This is a genomic window from Serpentinimonas sp. SMBJO2 (assembly GCF_056341105.1).
In genome coordinates this window covers 1990241-2005871 of sequence record NZ_CP150628.1, presented here as the reverse complement: position 1 = coordinate 2005871, position 15631 = coordinate 1990241, and the positions used below count along the sequence as shown (strand labels likewise).

The following is a 15631-nucleotide window of genomic DNA, read 5'->3' as shown; positions in this document are numbered from 1 at the left end:
GGGTCCATTAGTTCATGATCGCCTCATCCGTCAAAGCCGAAGTGATTTCGGCCAACGCCCGTACGCCCCACGACACCGGCAGCCCCGAAGTGCAGGTCGCCATCCTCACGGCGCGCATCAACGAGCTCACGCCGCACTTCAAAACCCATGCCAAGGACCACCACGGCCGCCGCGGCCTGCTCAAGATGGTCAGCCGTCGGCGCAAGCTGCTCGACTACCTCAAGGGCAAAGACGCCGATCGCTACGTGAGCCTGATCCAAAAGCTCGGCCTGCGCAAATAAGCCCCACCCGTTGCGGCATTTGCCCACTCGTGGTTTCGTTCATCGTGCAAAACGCCTCGGTCGCCCTGTCGCCGCAGGCGTTTTCTGCGCTTTCCCTCCAGGTCAGGCGTGCTCATTCAGAGCGAAGCTGTGTCATTCCAAAGCCGTCGCGCGCGCCACGGCGGCACTGGAATGGCATCGTGTTCTGAAGGCTCGGCCCCGGCCCACAACCCCCACCACACCAGGAACACTCATGGGTCTGTTTAATAAAGTCAGCAAAAGCTTTCAATGGGGCCGCCACACCGTGCGGCTCGAAACCGGCGAAATCGCGCGCCAGTCCAGCGGCGCCGTGCTGCTCGATATGGACGGCACCGTGGTGCTGGCCACCGTGGTCGCCAAAACCGACGCCAAGGCAGGCCAGGATTTTTTTCCGCTCACCGTCGATTACCTCGAAAAATCCTACGCCGCCGGCAAGATTCCGGGCAGCTTCTTCAAGCGCGAAGGGCGCCCGAGCGAGTTCGAGACCCTCACCAGCCGCCTGATCGACCGCCCGATCCGGCCCCTGTTCCCCGAGGGCTTTTTCAACGAAGTGCAGGTGGTGGTGCACACCCTGTCGCTCAACCCCGAGGTCGATGCCGACATCGCCGCCCTGATCGCCACCAGCGCCGCGCTGTCCATCAGCGGCATCCCCTTCAACGGCCCCATCGGCGCTGCGCGGGTGGGCTACGCCAATGGCCAATACCTGCTCAACCCCGGCCAGACCGAGCGCGCCCAGAGCCAGCTCGATCTGGTGGTGGCGGGCACCGAAGCGGCGGTGCTGATGGTCGAGAGCGAAGCGCAGCAGCTCTCTGAAGAGGTGCTGCTGGGCGCCGTGGTCTTTGGCCACGAGCAAGGCAACATCGCCATCGCCGCCATCAACGAACTGGTGCGCGAAGCCGGCAAGCCCGAATGGGACTGGCAGCCGCCGGCGCGTGACGAGGCGCTGATCGCCCGCGTCGAGGCGCTGGGCCGCGACGCCCTGGTGGCGGCCTACCAGATGCGCAACAAGCAAGCGCGCACCCAAGCCTGCCGCCAGGCCTACGCCGCCGTGCACGCCGGGCTCAAGGCCGAGGGGCTCGCGTGCGACGCGGTCAAGGTCGAAGAGCTGCTGTTCAACATCGAAGCCGGCATCGTGCGCGGGCAGATTCTGGCCGGCGAGCCGCGCATCGACGGCCGCGACACGCGCACCGTGCGCCCGATCGAAATCCGCACCGGCGTGCTGCCGCGCACCCACGGCTCGGCGCTGTTCACGCGCGGCGAGACGCAGGCGCTGGTGATCGCCACCCTGGGCACCGAGCGCGACGCACAGCGCATCGACGCGCTGGCCGGCGATTTCGAAGACCGCTTCATGCTGCACTACAACATGCCGCCCTTCGCCACCGGTGAAACCGGGCGCGTGGGCAGCCCGAAGCGGCGCGAGATTGGCCATGGCCGCCTGGCCAAGCGCGCACTCGTCGCCGCACTGCCGGCCAAGGACGAGTTCCCCTACACCGTGCGCGTGGTGAGCGAGATCACCGAATCCAACGGCTCCTCGTCCATGGCGTCGGTCTGCGGCGGCTGTCTGGCGCTGATGGACGCCGGCGTGCCGATGAAGGCGCACGTGGCCGGCATCGCCATGGGCCTGATCAAGGAAGGCAACCGCTTCGCCGTGCTGACCGACATCCTGGGCGACGAAGACCACCTCGGCGACATGGACTTCAAGGTGGCGGGCACGCCGGCCGGCATCACGGCCTTGCAGATGGACATCAAAATCCAGGGCATCACCAAAGAGATCATGCAAGTGGCGCTGGCGCAAGCCAAGGAGGCGCGCCTGCACATTCTGGGCGAGATGCAAGCCGCGCTGGGCAGCGCCAAGACCGAGCTCTCGAGCTATGCGCCGCGCCTCTACACCATGAAGATCAACCCAGAGAAAATCCGCGACGTGATCGGCAAGGGCGGTGCCACCATCCGCGCCCTGACCGAAGAGACCGGCACCCAGATCGACATCGCCGAAGACGGCACCATCACCATTGCCAGCAGCGAAGCGGCCAAGGCCGAAGACGCCATGCGGCGCATCGAGGCCATCACCGCCGAGGTCGAAATCGGCAAGGTCTACGAAGGCCCGATCACCAAGATTCTGGACTTTGGCGCGCTCGTCAACCTGCTGCCGGGTAAGGACGGGCTGCTGCACATCAGCCAGATCGCGCACCAGCGCGTCGAGAAGGTGAGCGACTTCCTCAAGGAAGGGCAGGTGGTGAAGGTCAAGGTGCTCGAGACCGACGAGAAGGGTCGCATCAAGCTGTCGATGAAGGCGCTGCTGGACCGCGACGAGGCCCAACCGGCGCAACAGCCGCCGCAAGCCGACTGAACCTTGGCCGCTGCAACCGATCTCAAGGGTCCATCATGCGCAAGAAACTGATCGTCGGCAACTGGAAGATGAATGGCAGCCAAGCGGCCAACGCCGAGCTGTTGGCTGCGCTCAAAGCGGGCTTTGATGCGGCGCAAGCCGATCTGGCGCTGTGCGCGCCGGCCCCCTATCTGTTGCAGCTGCAGACGGCCTTGCAGGGCAGCGGCATCGACTGGGGCGCGCAGGATGTGTCGGCGCACGAGGGCGGGGCCTACACCGGCGAGGTCAGCGCCGCCATGCTGCGCGACTGCGGCTGCCGCTACGTCATCGTCGGCCACTCCGAGCGGCGCCAGTACCACCACGAGAGCGACGACCTGGTGGCCCTCAAGGCGCAGCGCGCGCTCGCGGCGGGCCTGACGCCGATCGTCTGCGTGGGCGAAACGCTGCCCGACCGCGAAGCCGGACGCACCGAATTCGTCGTCAAGCGCCAGCTGTCGGCCGTGATCCACGCCGTGGGCCACTGCTGCAGCGAGATCGTGGTCGCCTACGAGCCGGTGTGGGCCATCGGCACGGGCCTGAGCGCCAGTGCCGCGCAAGCGCAGGCGGTGCATGCGGTGCTGCGCACGCAACTGCGCGCCGCCACCGGGCAGGCCGAGCGCAACCGCATCCTCTACGGCGGCAGCATGAACGCGGCCAACGCCGCCGAGCTGCTGCGCCAGCCCGACGTCGATGGCGGGTTGATCGGCGGCGCCTCGCTCAAGGCCGCCTCGTTTCTGTCCATCGCTGCAGCCGGCCAAGCGGCGCTGCAGAGCAACTGATTTTGGAGTTTGAGAGTTCATGAATATTTTCTTGACCCTGCTGCTGGCGGTGCAACTGCTGTCCGCGTTGGTGATGATCGGCCTGATTCTGGTGCAGCACGGCAAAGGGGCCGATGCCGGCGCCTCCTTGGGTGGCGGCAGTTCGGGCGCAGCCACCCTGTTCGGCGCCAGCGGCGGCTCCAACTTCATGTCGCGCAGCACGGCGATTTTGGCGACCTTGTTCCTGAGCTCCACGCTGGGCTTGGCCTACTTTGGCCAAGCACCCCAGGCCGGAGCGGGCACCGTGCTCGAAACCCTGCCCGTGGCCCCGCCCACGCCCGCCGACCAGATTCCGGGTGCCCCGGCGCTGCCGGCAGCACCGGCCACGGCGCCCGCCGGTGCGGGGCAAATTCCCGCGCAGTAAGTCTGCGTAAGGTTTTACCCTTATTTTCAAGGTAAAATTCGGGCTGGGATGCACAGGGGGCCAAGGCTCCTCCAGCTTGGCTGGATGCATCAGAGTTTTAAGCCGACGTGGTGAAATTGGTAGACACGCTATCTTGAGGGGGTAGTGGCGAAAGCTGTGCGAGTTCGAGTCTCGCCGTCGGCACCAATCATGAAAGACTCACCCAGCGCGCCCAGCGCGCCCGTCGAGGGCTGGGCGGTGTGGGCGTTCTATTGAGGCTGCATAATGGATCTCGAGCTTTACCTGCCCGTCCTCTTGTTTATTCTGGTCGGTCTTGCAGTGGGTGTGCTGCCGCAGCTGATAGGCTACGTCCTGGGCCCAAACCGGCCCGACCCCGAGAAGAACTCCCCCTACGAATGCGGCTTCGAGGCCTTCGAGGACGCGCGCATGAAATTCGACGTACGCTACTACCTCGTCGCCATCCTCTTCATCCTCTTCGACCTCGAGATCGCTTTTCTGTTCCCTTGGGCGGTGGCGTTCAGTGAAATCGGCTTCACCGGCTTTTTGGCCGGCATGATGTTCTTGGCCATTCTCACCGTGGGCTTTGTCTACGAGTGGAAAAAAGGGGCGCTGGATTGGGAGTGAGCGCGTTGCTGTCTGCATGCACGGCAGCGGCAGTTCATTTACACAAGGATCGATGCGATGATTGAAGGCGTACTCAAGCAAGGCTTCGTCACCACCAGTTACGACTCGGTGGTGAACTGGGCCAAGACCGGTTCCATCTGGCCCATGACCTTCGGGCTGGCCTGCTGCGCGGTCGAAATGATGCACTCGGCGGCCGCGCGTTACGACCTCGGGCGCTTTGGTGCCGAGGTGTTCCGGGCCAGCCCGCGCCAGTCGGATCTGATGATCGTCGCCGGCACGCTGTGCAACAAAATGGCCCCGGCGCTGCGCAAGGTCTATGACCAGATGGCCGAGCCGCGCTGGGTGCTGAGCATGGGCTCCTGTGCCAACGGCGGCGGCTACTACCACTACAGCTATTCGGTGGTGCGCGGCTGCGACCGCGTGGTGCCGGTCGACGTTTACGTGCCGGGCTGTCCGCCCACGGCCGAGGCGCTGATCTACGGCATCATCCAGTTGCAGCAAAAAATCCGCCGCACCCAAACCATCGCGCGCGTTTGAGCGCGGCCGAGGCACCAGCCATGACGACCCCAGCAAGCAAAGGCGCGCCACCCCACCTCGGGTCTTGGAGCGAGCGCCCTGCCGCCACCGTGCAGCAGACACTGAGCCAGATCCTGCAAGGCCGCGCCACCGTGGTGCAAAGCACTAGCGACGAAATCACGCTCGAAGTCGCTGCCGCCGATTACCTCGACGTGATGCAGACCCTACGCGACGCTACCGGCTGCCGTTTCGAGCAACTCATCGACCTGTGCGGCCTCGATTACTCGGCTTGGCGCGACCAAAGCTGGGACGGAGTGCGCTACGCCGTGGTGGCGCACCTGCTGTCGGTCTCGCTCAACCAGCGCGTGCGCGTGCGCGTGCGCTGCCCCGACGACGACTGGCCGCAAGTGCCCAGCGTCAGCCACCTGTGGTCGGCGGCCAACTGGTACGAGCGCGAAGCCTTCGACCTCTACGGCATCGTCTTCGATGGCCACCCCGACTTGCGCCGCATCCTCACCGACTACGGCTTCATCGGGCATCCGTTTCGAAAAGACTTCCCGCTCTCGGGCCATGTGGAAATGCGCTACGACCCCGAGCGCCGGCGCGTGGTCTATGAGCCCATCACCATCGAACCGCGCGAAAACACGCCGCGCATCGTGCGCGAAGACCATTACGGCAGTGGCTTGCGCTAAAGGCCGCCGCAGCGGATCCAACCATGGCTGAAATCAAAAACTACACGCTCAACTTTGGCCCGCAGCACCCGGCCGCGCACGGCGTGTTGCGCTTGGTGCTCGAGCTCGACGGCGAGGTGGTGCAACGCGCCGACCCGCACATCGGGCTGCTGCACCGCGCCACCGAAAAACTGGCCGAGCACAAGACCTACATCCAGTCGTTGCCCTACATGGACCGGCTCGATTACGTCTCGATGATGTGCAACGAGCACGCCTACTGCTTGGCGATCGAAAAGCTGCTCGGCCTTGAGGTGCCCATCCGGGCGCAGTACATCCGCGTCATGTACAGCGAGATCACGCGCTTGCTCAACCACCTGATGTGGCTGGGCTCGCATGGCAACGACTGCGGCAGCTCCACCATCCTGATCTACACCTTCCGCGAGCGCGAAGACCTGTTCGACATGTACGAAGCGGTCTCGGGCGCGCGCATGCACGCGGCCTATTTCCGCCCCGGCGGCGTCTATCGCGACCTGCCCGACACCATGCCCCAGCACACCGAGAGCAAGGTGCGCAACGCCAGCGGCATCGACAAGCTCAACCGCAACCGCAAGGGCTCGCTGCTCGATTTCATCGAAGACTTCACGCAACGCTTCCCGAACTACCTCAGCGAATACCACACCCTGCTGACCGATAACCGCATCTGGAAGCAGCGCACCGTGGGCATCGGCGTCATCAACCCCGAGCGCGCGCTCAACATGGGGCTGACTGGCCCGATGCTGCGCGGCAGCGGCATCGCCTGGGACCTGCGCAAGAAGCAGCCCTACGACGCCTACGCCCAAGTCGATTTCGACGTCCCCGTGGGCAAGACCGGCGACACCTACGACCGCTACCTGGTGCGCATGGAGGAGATGAAGCAGTCCAACCGCATCATCCAGCAGTGCGTGGCTTGGCTGCGCGCCAACCCCGGCCCCGTGATCACCAGCAACCACAAGGTGGCGCCGCCCGCACGCGAGGCCATGAAGTCGAGCATGGAGGAGCTGATCCACCACTTCAAGCTCTTTACCGAAGGCTTCCACGTGCCCGAGGGCGAGGCCTACGCCGCGGTCGAACACCCCAAGGGTGAGTTCGGCATCTACTTGGTGAGCGACGGCGCCAACAAGCCCTACCGGCTCAAAATTCGCGCGCCCGGTTTCCCGCATTTGGCCGCCCTCGACGAAATGGCGCGTGGCCACATGCTGGCCGACGCCGTAGCGATCATCGGCACCATGGACATCGTGTTTGGAGAGATAGACCGATGAGCAGCCCCAGCCCCATCAAAACCAGCGCCCCGGTGGCGCCCATGGCCTTTGCCGACGCCACGCTGGCGCGCTTTGCGCGCGAAGTGGCCAAGTACCCCGCCGAGCAAAAGCAGTCGGCGGTCATGGCATGCCTGGCCATCGTGCAGCAAGAACAAGGCTGGGTCAGCCCAGCGGCCGAGGAGGGCGTGGCCGACTACCTCGGCATGCCGGTCATGGCGGTGCACGAAGTCACCACCTTCTACAACATGTACAACCAGCAGCCGCTGGGCAAGTTCAAGCTCAACGTCTGCACCAACCTGCCGTGTGCGCTGCGCGACGGCGTGCAGACGCTGCAGCACCTCGAGCGCCGGCTGGGCATCCAGATGGGCCAGACCACGCCCGACGGCCTGTTCACCTTGCAGCAGTCCGAGTGTTTGGGCGCTTGCGCCGACGCCCCGGTGCTGCTGGTCAACGACCGCCACATGTGCAGCTTCATGAGCGCCGACAAGCTCGACCAGCTCATCGACGGCCTGCGTTCTGCAAAGGAAGAGGCATGAACGTCAATCAAGTGCTGGAGCAGTTCCAGTCGCGTGGCATCGAAACCTGCTTTCACGGCCGCCACATCAGCCCGCAGATGTACGCCGGCCTCGATGGCAGCAACTGGGGCTTGGCCGACTACGAGGCGCGCGGCGGCTATGCGGCGCTGCGCCAAATCTTGGGGCGCGACGGTGGCCCCGGCCTCACGCCCGAAGAGGTGATCGCCCACGTCAAAGAATCGGCCCTGCGCGGCCGCGGCGGCGCCGGTTTCCCGACCGGCCTGAAGTGGAGCTTCATGCCGCGCCAGTTTCCGGGCCAAAAATACCTGGTGTGCAACTCCGACGAGGGCGAGCCCGGCACCTGCAAAGACCGCGACATCCTGATGTACAACCCGCACATCGTGATCGAGGGCATGGCCATTGCCGCCTACGCCATGGGCACGACGGTGGGCTACAACTACATCCACGGCGAGATTTTCCAAGTCTATGAGCGCTTCGAGGCCGCGCTCGAACAGGCGCGCGCCGCCGGCTACTTGGGCGAGCGCATCCTAGGCACCAATTTCAGCTTCCAGTTGCACGCGCACCACGGCTTTGGCGCCTACATCTGCGGCGAAGAAACGGCGCTGCTCGAATCGCTCGAAGGCAAAAAGGGCCAGCCACGCTTCAAGCCGCCGTTCCCGGCCAGTTTTGGCCTCTACGGCAAACCGACCACCATCAACAACACCGAAACCTTTGCCGCTGTGCCCTGGCTGATCCGCCACGGCGGCAAGGCCTACCTCGACTGCGGCCGCCCGAACAACGGCGGCACCAAGATTTTTTCGGTCAGCGGCGACGTCGAGCACCCCGGTAACTACGAGGTGCCGATGTGCACCCCGTTTTCTACCCTGCTCGAGCTCTGCGGCGGCGTGCGCAAGGGGCGCCGGCTCAAGGCCGTGATCCCGGGCGGTTCCTCCTCGCCCGTGTTGCCCGCCGAATCGATGATGTGCTGCACGCTCGACTACGACTCGATCAGCAAGGCCGGCTCGATGCTGGGTTCGGGCGCGGTGATCGTGCTCGACGACAGCCGCTGCATGGTCAAGGCACTGCACCGCCTGAGTTATTTTTACATGCACGAGTCCTGCGGCCAGTGCACCCCGTGCCGCGAGGGCACGGGCTGGCTGTATCGGATCGTGGACCGCATCGTGAACGGCCAGGGCCGGCCCGAAGACCTCGCGCTGCTCGACAACGTGGCCGAAAACATCATGGGCCGCACCATCTGCGCCCTCGGTGACGCGGCCGCGATGCCGGTGCGCGCCATGCTCAAGCACTACAGGCACGAGTTTGAGCACTACATCGAACACAAAACCAGCTTGGTTGCGGCCACCGTTTGAGAAGCAAAGCGCTATGTTAGAAATCGAACTCGACGGCAAAAAGGTGCAGGTTCCCCCGGGCAGCATGATCATGCATGCGGCCGAAAAGGCGGGCCAAACCATCCCGCATTTCTGCTACCACAAAAAGCTCTCGATTGCGGCCAACTGCCGCATGTGCTTGGTGGAAGTGGAAAAAGCACCCAAGCCCATGCCGGCCTGCGCCACCCCGGTCACGCAGGGCATGATCGTGCGCACCCAGAGCGAGAAGGCGATCAAGGCGCAGCAGTCGGTGATGGAGTTTTTGCTCATCAACCACCCGCTGGATTGCCCGATCTGCGACCAAGGCGGCGAGTGCCAGCTGCAAGACCTCGCCGTGGGCTACGGCGCCGGCAAGTCGCGCTACCACGAAGAAAAGCGCGTGGTGCCGCACAAAGAAGTGGGGCCGCTGATCTCCATGGAGGAGATGAGCCGCTGCATCCACTGCACGCGCTGCGTGCGCTTCGGGCAAGAGATCGCAGGCCAGATGGAACTGGGCATGAGCCACCGCGGCGAGCACGCCGAGATCGAAACCTTCGTCGGCCAGACCGTGGATTCCGAGCTCTCGGGCAACATGATCGACATTTGCCCGGTGGGCGCGCTTACCAGCAAACCTTTCCGCTACCAGGCGCGCACCTGGGAGCTGTCGCGGCGTAAGAGCATCAGCCCGCACGACTCCACCGGCGCCAACCTGATCGTGCAGGTGAAAAACCACCGCGTGCTGCGTGTCGTGCCCTTCGAGAACGAAGCCGTCAACGAATGCTGGCTCGCCGACCGCGACCGCTTCAGCTACGAAGCCCTCAACAGCGACGAGCGCCTGACCGAACCCATGCTCAAGCAGGGCGGCCAGTGGCGCACGGTCGATTGGCAAACCGCACTCGAATACGTGGCCAACGGCTTGCAGCAGATCAAGGCCGATCACGGCGCCGCCGCCCTAGCCGCCGTCGCCAGCCCGCACTGCACGGTGGAAGAGCTGCACTTGGCCGCCAGCCTGATGCGCTGCCTAGGCAGCAGCATCGACACGCGCTTGCGCGCCGCCTGCTACGACCACGCCGCCCCAGCGGGCGCGGCGCGCTGGCTGGGGCTGCCGATTGCCGAGCTGTCCACGCTCGAGCGCGTGCTGGTGGTGGGCTCAAACCTGCGCAAAGACCACCCGCTGTTTGCGCAGCGCATCCGCCAAGCCCAGCGCCGTGGCGCCCAAGTGAGCGCCTTGGTGGCCGAAGCCCCCGACTGGGCGCTGCCGCTTGCGCACACATTGCAGGCCGAACCCGGCCGCTGGGCGCTCGAACTGGCGGGCATCGCCGCTGCCGTGGCGCAGGCGCAGGGCATCGAAGCGCCATGCACAAGCTCCGAGCCGGTGAGCGCCGCCGCACGCGCCATCGCCGCCTCGCTGTTGGGCGGCGAGCGCAAGGCGCTGCTGCTGGGCAACGCCGCCGCGCACCACGAGCAAGCCCCCAGCCTGCTGGCGCTGGCGCAGTGGATCGCAGAGCGCACCGGCGCGCGCTGGGGCTACCTGACTGAGGCCGCCAACACCGTGGGCGCGCAGCTGGTGCAGGCGCTGCCCGGTGCCGGTGGCCTCAACGCCACGCAGATTTTGAGCGGTGCCGCCAAGGCGGTGCTGCTGCTCAACGCCGAAGTCGGGCTCGACACCGCGGTCTGCGGCAAAGGCATGCGCCAAGCGCAGATGGTCGTGTCCTTGAGCCCCTTCAAGGCCAACCTCGAGCACTGCGACGTGCTGCTGCCCATCGCCCCGTTCAGCGAGACCTCGGGCAGCTACGTCAACGCCGAAGGGCGCTTGCAGAGCTTCCACGCCGTGGTGCGGCCGCTGGGCGAGGCGCGCCCAGCTTGGAAGGTGCTGCGCGTGCTGGGCCAGATGCTCGGACTGCCGGGTTTCGAGGCCGAAAGCTCGCAAGCCGTGCTGGTGCAAGCGCTGCCCGGCGTGGCCAGCGGCCAGTTCGTGCCCGCTGAGCGGCTCGACAACCGCAGCCAAGCCGCCATCGACCTCACGCTGGGCAGCGCCACGCCCTGCGTGGCCTCGATCTACCAACTCGATGCCCTCGTGCGCCGCTCGCCGGCGCTGCAGCACACCGCCGACGCGCGCGCAGCCTTGGCCGCCGCCCGCGCCAACCAGACCGGAGACCGCGCATGATCGACGCCCTCTACTACGGCGGCCTGAATCTGGTCGCAGCCGCTTGGTGGCAACAGGCGGCTTGGCCGGTGATCTGGGCCCTGATCAAGATCATGGTCATCGTGGCACCGCTGATGGCTGCCGTGGCCTACCTGACGCTGTGGGAGCGGCGCCTGATCGGCTTCATGCAGGTGCGGCTGGGCCCCAACCGGGTTGGCCCGCAGGGCTTGTTGCAGCCCATCGCCGACGCCTTCAAGCTGCTCACCAAAGAGCTGATCACACCCACCGCCGCCAGCCCGGGGCTGTTTTGGATCGCCCCCATGCTGGCCATCATGCCGGCGCTGGCGGCTTGGGCGGTGATCCCGTTCGGCCCCGAAGCGGTGCTGGCCAACGTCAACGCCGGTTTGCTGCTGCTGCTGGCCATCACCTCGATCGAGGTTTACGGCGTGATCATCGCCGGCTGGGCCGCCAACTCCAAATACGCCTTCTTGGGCGCGCTGCGCGCCTCGGCGCAGATGGTGAGTTACGAGATCGCCATCGGTTTTTGCTTCTTGGTGGTGGTCATGACCGCCGGCAGCCTGCAGCTGGGCGTGATCGTGGCCTCGCAGCAAGCGGGCATGTTTGCCGACATGGGGCTCAACTTCCTGTCTTGGAACTGGTTGCCGCTGCTGCCGATTTTCATCGTGTTCCTGATCTCGGGTGTGGCCGAGACCAACCGGCACCCCTTCGACGTGGTCGAGGGCGAGGCCGAGATCGTCGCCGGCCACATGGTCGAGTACTCGGGTATGCGCTTTGCCATCTTCTTCCTGGCCGAATACGCCAGCATGTGGCTGATCTCAATTCTGGCCGTGCTCATGTTCTTGGGCGGCTGGGACGCCCCGGTGGCCGCGCTCGACTTCATTCCCGGCTGGATCTGGCTGGCGCTCAAGACCTTCTTCGTGGTCTCGCTGTTCATCTGGATCCGCGCCACTTTCCCGCGTTTCCGCTACGACCAGATCATGCGTCTGGGCTGGAAGATCTTCATCCCCGTCACCCTGATCTGGTTGGTGGTGGTCGCCGTCTGGATGCAGACGCCTTGGAACATTTGGGACTAAGAGGAGCGCACTAGCATGTCTGCCACCGCCGTTGCACCCTTCTCGCTGAAGGATTTTTTCAAGAGCTTTTTGCTCATCGAGCTGTTCAAGGGCATGGCCCTGACCGGCCGCTACGCCTTCAAGCCCAAGGTCACGCTGCAGTACCCGGAAGAAAAAACCCCGCTCTCGCCGCGTTTTCGTGGGCTGCACGCGCAGCGCCGCTACCCCGATGGCGAGGAGCGCTGCATCGCCTGCAAGCTGTGCGAGGCGGTGTGCCCGGCCATGGCCATCACCATCGAAGCCGCCGAGCGCGCCGACGGCACCCGCCGCACCACGCGCTACGACATTGACCTGACCAAATGCATTTTCTGCGGTTTTTGTGAAGAAGCCTGCCCGGTGGATGCCATCGTCGAGACCCACATCCTCGAATACCACGGCGAAAAACGCGGCGACCTGTACTTCACCAAAGACATGCTGTTGGCGGTGGGCGACCGCTACGAAAAAGAGATCGCAGCCGCCCGCGCGGCGGATGCACCCTACCGCTGAACCCGAGCGCTAACCAGGCAGAACACGATATGGATTTTCAAGCGGGTTTTTTCTACGTCTTTGCGGCGCTGCTGTTGTTTGCGGCGTTCAAGGTCATCACGGCGCGCAACGCGGTGCACGCGGTGCTGTACCTGATGCTGGCCTTCTCGCAGGCGGCGGCGATCTTTTTGCTGCTCAAGGCCGAGTTTCTGGCCATCACGCTGGTACTGGTCTATCTGGGCGCGGTGATGGTGCTGTTTTTGTTCGTCGTCATGATGATGGACATCAACACCGAGGTCTTGCGCAAGGGCTTTTGGCGCCATTTCCCGATCACCGCGCTGCTCGGCGCCGTGATCAGCGTGCAGCTGATCGTCGTGCTCTGGTTTGGTTTCCCCCAGATGACGGTCGATCCGCAGGTGCTCACCCGCGGCATGCACGTGCCGGGGCATGAGAACACGCTGGAGCTCGGTTTGCTGCTCTATTCCGCATACCTGTACCCGGTGCAGATCGCAGGCGTGATTTTGTTGGTGGGCATGATCGCCGCCATCGCGCTGGTGCTGCGTGAGCGCAAAGACAGCAAGGCCATCGACCCCGGCGAGCAAGTGCGCGTCAAGGCCAGCGACCGCCTGCAGGTGCTGCACATGCAGCCCACCCCCAAGCCCGGCCCGGCCCCGGCAGATCAGGCCAAGGAGGGCCAGCCATGATGACCAGCCTGACCATCGGCCACTTCCTCTCGCTGGGCGCGCTGTTGTTTGCGCTCTCGGTGGTGGGGATCTTCCTGAACCGCCGCAACCTGATCGTGCTGCTGATGTGCATCGAACTGATGCTGCTGGCGGTCAACATCAACTTTGTCGCCTTCGCCTATTTCCACGGCGATCTGCACGGGCAGGTGTTCGTGTTCTTCATCCTCACGGTGGCGGCGGCCGAATCGGCCATCGGCCTCGCGATTTTGGTGCTGCTGTTCCGCAACCGCCAGTCGATCCGCGTCGATGAGCTCAACACGCTCAAGGGCTAACACATGAGTACTACCCTCTCTGCAAGCACGCTGCTGGCGGTGCCGATGGCGCCGTTGCTCGGCGCGGTGCTGGTCGGCATCTTTGGCACCCGATTGGGCGGCAACTGGTTCGGGCGCCGTCTGTGCCACAGCATCGCCATCTTCGGCGTGCTGGTCTCGTTCCTGCTCTCGGTCTCGGTGCTGCTCGACGTGATCGACGGCGCGCGCTTCAACGACTCGATCTACGAGTGGATGGTGATCGGCGGGCTGACGATGGAGATCGGCTTCATGGTCGATGGCCTCACCGCCATGATGATGGTCGTGGTCACCTTCGTCTCGCTCATGGTGCACCTCTACACCATCGGCTACATGCAAGAAGACGAAGGCTACAACCGCTTCTTCGCCTACATCTCGCTCTTTACCTTCTCGATGCTCATGCTGGTCATGAGCAACAACCTGCTGCAACTGTTCTTTGCGTGGGAAGCGGTGGGGCTGGTGTCGTACCTGCTGATCGGCTTTTGGTACAAGCGCCCGACGGCGATCTTTGCCAACATGAAGGCCTTTTTGGTCAACCGCGTGGGCGACTTTGGCTTCCTTTTGGGCATCGCGCTCATCGCCGCCTACACCGGCAGCCTGAACTACAGCGAAATTTTTGCCAAGCTGCCCGAACTGGCCACGGTCGAATTCCCGTGGTACATCTTGGGCCAAGAGTCGCTGCTGGTGACGGTGATCGCCATCTGCCTGTTCATCGGTGCCATGGGCAAATCGGCCCAGTTCCCGCTGCACGTCTGGCTGCCCGACTCGATGGAAGGCCCGACCCCGATCTCGGCCCTGATCCACGCCGCCACCATGGTCACGGCCGGCATCTTCATGGTCGCGCGCATGTCGCCGGTGTTCGAGCTCTCGGACGCGGCGCTCAACTTCATCCTCATCATCGGCGCCATCACCGCGCTGTTCATGGGCTTGCTGGGCATGGTGCAAAACGACATCAAGCGCGTGGTGGCCTATTCCACCCTGTCGCAACTGGGCTACATGACGGTGGCGCTGGGCGCTTCGGCCTACTCGCTGGCGCTGTTCCACCTCATGACGCACGCGTTCTTCAAGGCGCTGCTGTTCTTGGCTGCGGGCTCGGTGATCATGGGCCTGCACCACAACCAAGACATGCGCTGGATGGGCGGCTTGCGCAAGTACATGCCCATCACTTGGATCACGGCCTTACTGGGTACGCTGGCGCTGGTCGGGATGCCGCTGTTTTCGGGCTACTACTCCAAGGAAGCGATCAAGCTCTCAGCCGATTTCAGCACCCTGCCGGCCGCCACCTTTGCCTACTACGCCTTGCTGGCGGGCGTGTTCGTGACCTCGTTCTACTCGTTCCGGCTCTACTTCATGGTCTTTCACGGCCCCGAGCGCTACCACCTGAACCCGGACGCGCACCATGACGATCACGGCCACCACGGCCACGACGAGAAGCCGCATGAGTCGCCTTGGGTGGTGACGGTGCCGCTCTTGCTGCTGGCGGTGCCCTCGGTGGTGATCGGTTACCTGACCATCGGCCCGATGCTGTTTGGCGATTTTCTGGCCGATGCCGTGCACGTCAACCACGCGCTGCACCCGGCCATGACCGAACTGGCCGCCCTCTACCACGGCCCGCTGGCCTTTGCCCTCAAGGCGTTTAGCTCCATCGGGCTCTATCTGGCCATCGCCGGCGCGCTGCTGGCTTGGTACCTGTACCTGCACAACACCCAGCTGGCCGATCGCTTAGCGCACACCCTGCGGCCGCTGGTGGTGGTGCTGGAAAACAAGTACTACCTCGACTGGTTCAACGAGAAGGTGCTTGCGCGCGGCACCATGGCCTTGGGCTGGGGTTTTTGGAAGGGCGGTGACCGCGGCGTGATCGAGGCCGGCGTGGTCAACATGAGCTGGAAACTGGTGGGTCGGGTGGCGGCGGTGGTGCGCCAGGCGCAAACCGGCTACCTCTACCACTATGCCTTTGTGATGATCGTGGGTGTGCTCGCGCTCATGACCTACTTCGTCTGGCGCTGAGGAGAATAACAAC

At 64.6% G+C, this 15631-nt stretch carries 16 protein-coding genes and 1 tRNA gene; all 17 read left to right on the top strand.

The window, feature by feature from the left end; genetic code table 11:
• Positions 1 to 14: 14 nt before the first annotated feature.
• The 17 genes from rpsO to nuoL all read left to right on the top strand — a co-directional run bounded on the left by rpsO (position 15) and on the right by nuoL (position 15618).
• Positions 15 to 281, top strand: coding sequence for a 30S ribosomal protein S15 (gene rpsO / locus AAAZ40_RS09360; RefSeq protein ID WP_476660116.1), 267 nt, complete (start codon positions 15 to 17; stop codon positions 279 to 281).
• A gap of 232 nt (positions 282 to 513) precedes the next feature.
• Positions 514 to 2646, top strand: a complete 2133-nt coding sequence (gene pnp, locus AAAZ40_RS09355; protein WP_476660115.1) for a polyribonucleotide nucleotidyltransferase — start codon at positions 514 to 516, stop codon at positions 2644 to 2646.
• Between the two features lie 35 nt (positions 2647 to 2681).
• Entirely contained in the window at positions 2682 to 3443 is a 762-nt protein-coding gene (gene tpiA / locus AAAZ40_RS09350; protein WP_476660114.1) for a triose-phosphate isomerase, read from the top strand.
• 19 nt (positions 3444 to 3462) lie between these two features.
• Complete coding sequence (secG, locus tag AAAZ40_RS09345; protein WP_476660113.1) at positions 3463 to 3846, top strand: preprotein translocase subunit SecG; 384 nt, start codon at positions 3463 to 3465, stop codon at positions 3844 to 3846.
• 101 nt (positions 3847 to 3947) lie between these two features.
• Positions 3948 to 4032 (top strand) — tRNA-Leu (locus AAAZ40_RS09340).
• A gap of 78 nt (positions 4033 to 4110) precedes the next feature.
• Positions 4111 to 4470: an NADH-quinone oxidoreductase subunit A gene (locus AAAZ40_RS09335; RefSeq protein WP_476660112.1), complete on the top strand. Its 360-nt coding sequence runs from the start codon at positions 4111 to 4113 to the stop codon at positions 4468 to 4470.
• Between the two features lie 57 nt (positions 4471 to 4527).
• Complete coding sequence (locus tag AAAZ40_RS09330) at positions 4528 to 5007, top strand: NuoB/complex I 20 kDa subunit family protein (protein WP_045535836.1); 480 nt, start codon at positions 4528 to 4530, stop codon at positions 5005 to 5007.
• A gap of 20 nt (positions 5008 to 5027) precedes the next feature.
• Positions 5028 to 5678 (top strand): NADH-quinone oxidoreductase subunit C, encoded by a 651-nt coding sequence (locus AAAZ40_RS09325; protein WP_476660111.1) that lies wholly within the window; start codon positions 5028 to 5030, stop codon positions 5676 to 5678.
• A gap of 23 nt (positions 5679 to 5701) precedes the next feature.
• Positions 5702 to 6955: an NADH-quinone oxidoreductase subunit D gene (locus tag AAAZ40_RS09320; protein ID WP_250960233.1), complete on the top strand. Its 1254-nt coding sequence runs from the start codon at positions 5702 to 5704 to the stop codon at positions 6953 to 6955.
• Entirely contained in the window at positions 6952 to 7491 is a 540-nt protein-coding gene (gene nuoE, locus AAAZ40_RS09315; protein ID WP_476660110.1) for an NADH-quinone oxidoreductase subunit NuoE, read from the top strand. The genes AAAZ40_RS09320 and nuoE overlap by 4 nt, the downstream gene beginning before the upstream one ends.
• A complete protein-coding gene (gene nuoF / locus AAAZ40_RS09310) occupies positions 7488 to 8840 on the top strand; it encodes an NADH-quinone oxidoreductase subunit NuoF (protein WP_045535832.1) in 1353 nt (450 codons plus the stop codon). The genes nuoE and nuoF overlap by 4 nt, the downstream gene beginning before the upstream one ends.
• A 13-nt stretch (positions 8841 to 8853) precedes the next feature.
• Positions 8854 to 11004 (top strand): NADH-quinone oxidoreductase subunit NuoG, encoded by a 2151-nt coding sequence (gene nuoG / locus AAAZ40_RS09305; protein WP_476660109.1) that lies wholly within the window; start codon positions 8854 to 8856, stop codon positions 11002 to 11004.
• The gene (gene nuoH / locus AAAZ40_RS09300) at positions 11001 to 12077 is read left to right on the top strand and encodes an NADH-quinone oxidoreductase subunit NuoH (protein WP_045535830.1); all 1077 of its coding nucleotides are present in this window, start codon (positions 11001 to 11003) and stop codon (positions 12075 to 12077) included. Before nuoG ends, nuoH begins: the two co-directional genes overlap by 4 nt.
• A gap of 15 nt (positions 12078 to 12092) precedes the next feature.
• Positions 12093 to 12602, top strand: coding sequence for an NADH-quinone oxidoreductase subunit NuoI (gene nuoI, locus AAAZ40_RS09295; protein ID WP_250960236.1), 510 nt, complete (start codon positions 12093 to 12095; stop codon positions 12600 to 12602).
• A 29-nt stretch (positions 12603 to 12631) separates the two neighbouring features.
• Positions 12632 to 13285: an NADH-quinone oxidoreductase subunit J gene (locus AAAZ40_RS09290; protein ID WP_476660108.1), complete on the top strand. Its 654-nt coding sequence runs from the start codon at positions 12632 to 12634 to the stop codon at positions 13283 to 13285.
• Positions 13285 to 13596 carry an NADH-quinone oxidoreductase subunit NuoK gene (gene nuoK, locus AAAZ40_RS09285; protein WP_045535827.1) on the top strand — a complete coding sequence of 104 codons (312 nt, stop codon included), beginning with the start codon at positions 13285 to 13287 and terminating at the stop codon, positions 13594 to 13596. Before AAAZ40_RS09290 ends, nuoK begins: the two co-directional genes overlap by 1 nt.
• A 3-nt stretch (positions 13597 to 13599) precedes the next feature.
• Positions 13600 to 15618, top strand: coding sequence for an NADH-quinone oxidoreductase subunit L (nuoL, locus tag AAAZ40_RS09280; RefSeq protein ID WP_476660107.1), 2019 nt, complete (start codon positions 13600 to 13602; stop codon positions 15616 to 15618).
• Positions 15619 to 15631: the final 13 nt, after the last annotated feature.